The organism is Vibrio fujianensis, from assembly GCF_002749895.1.
In the GTDB taxonomy this organism is placed as follows: Bacteria; Pseudomonadota; Gammaproteobacteria; order Enterobacterales; family Vibrionaceae; genus Vibrio; species Vibrio fujianensis.
The window spans coordinates 50756-52646 of sequence record NZ_NBUS01000041.1 but is presented as its reverse complement, the minus strand read 5'-3'; the positions used below and the strand labels follow the sequence as shown (position 1 = coordinate 52646).

The 1891-nt window shown below is 44.4% G+C and carries 2 protein-coding genes; both read right to left on the bottom strand.

Translation table 11 applies throughout. The features are described from left to right. Window positions 1-858: microcin C ABC transporter permease YejB (gene yejB, locus B7C60_RS07560; RefSeq protein WP_245868861.1), on the bottom strand; the 858-nt coding region annotated here is incomplete at its 3' end. Window positions 859-867: 9 nt separating this feature from the next. Continuing rightward, window positions 868-1891: ABC transporter substrate-binding protein (locus B7C60_RS18315; RefSeq protein WP_245868859.1), on the bottom strand; the 1024-nt coding region annotated here is incomplete at its 5' end.

Genomic DNA, 1891 nt, shown 5'->3' with positions numbered 1-1891 from the left:
AAAGCCCGCAATGATGATCAACATAGCATTGCGAAAGACGTGTTTATATAAAATAGTCCGTTCATCCAACCCTTTGGCTCGTGCCGTTACCACATATTGCTTATTAATTTCATCAAGAAAGGAGTTTTTGGTCAGCATACTTAACGTCGCAAACCCACCGATCACCATGGCAAAAATGGGCAGCGCCAAATGCCAAAAGTAGTCAATTATTTTTTGATACCAGAGCAGTTGGTCAAAATGATCAGACACTAGTCCTCGGAGTGGGAACCAACTAAAATAGTTTCCGCTCGCAAAGAGAATAATCAAAATGATGGCAAATAAAAAACCGGGAATCGCATAGCCGACAATCACCAGTGCACTTGACCAGACATCAAAACGAGAGCCGTGATGAATCGCTTTCATAATGCCAAGGGGAATGGAGATAAAGTAGATGATGAGGGTACTCCATAACCCCAAAGAAATCGAAACGGGCAAACGTTCTACAATCAAATCAATCACATCTCCGCCACGAAACAGACTCTCACCAAAATTAAAGGTCAGATAGTTTTTCAGCATCTCAAAGTAGCGTTGATGTATCGGTTTATCAAATCCAAACTGGCGTTTGATCGCCTCAACCACTTCGGGATCTAAGCCTCGTGATCCTTTGTAACCTGAACTATCATCCAGTTTGCTGGCGATAACCTCTTGCCCACCGCCAGAGAATCGTTCCATGACGCCAGAAGTGTGCCCTTCTAACTGAGCAATCGCTTGTTCAACAGGGCCACCTGGCGCAATTTGAATAATAAAAAAGTTAATGGTGATGATCGCCCACAAGGTGGGGATCACCAGCAATAATCGGCGAAAAATATACGCAGCCATGTCGACCTCTTAACGGCGTTTGGCAGGCAGTTTCTGCGCTTTTTGCTCAGAGATCCACCACGTGTCTAACCCTAAATCATAATCTGGCATCACATCGGGACGGGCAAATTTATCCCAACTGGCGACCCGATACATTCCGGTATACCACTGAGGAATTAGGTAAAAGTTCCATTGTAAAACGCGATCTAATGATCGTCCTAATGCGACTAACTGCGATGGATTTTGTTGATTTTGTACGATTTGCTCAGTAAGCGCATCAATCACCGGATCATTCACTCCCGCAGTGTTATAGGTAGAATCCATATAACTTGAGTGCCAAACAATCAGTAAATTGGAGCTCGGATAAGGGTTAGCGAAAAAGCTGGATGAGACCATGTCAAAATCTCGATCACGCAGCCGTTTAGTATATTGCGTGGTATCAATGGTGCGGATTTTCATATCGATGCCCATCAACTTTAAATTGCGCTGGATAGGAATGGCAATTCGCTCTGCCGTTGGGCTATAAATAAGTAATTCAAAACTCATCGGCTCTCCGGTGGCGACGTTTTTCATCACTTTATTCTCCAGTTCCCATCCCGCCTCTTTTAGCAATCGGAAAGCTTCTCGCATCTGTGGGCGAATTCGGCCACTGCCATCGGTCACTGGCGGCTGATATTCTTGAGTAAAAACCCGAGCGGGGAGCTGTGCTTTAAACGGCTCAAGTACCGCTAATTCTTGTTCACTCGGTAAACCTTTTGCTTCATAGCGAGTATTTTGGAAATAGCTGCGAGTACGGGAATATTGATCGTAAAACATATTCCGATTCATCCACTCAAAATCCATGGCATAATTTAATGCTTCACGTACTCGAACATCTTGAAAAATCGGGCGCTGAGTATTAAAAACAAAGCCTTGAGTTGCAACTGGTGCATGATGTGGAATCTCTTCTTTTTTGATCCACCCCCGATCAAAATTAGCACCGGTATAAGAGGTTGCCCAAAATTTCGCCTGACTCTCTTGGCGCAGGTCAAACTCACCGGCCTTAAAGGCTTCA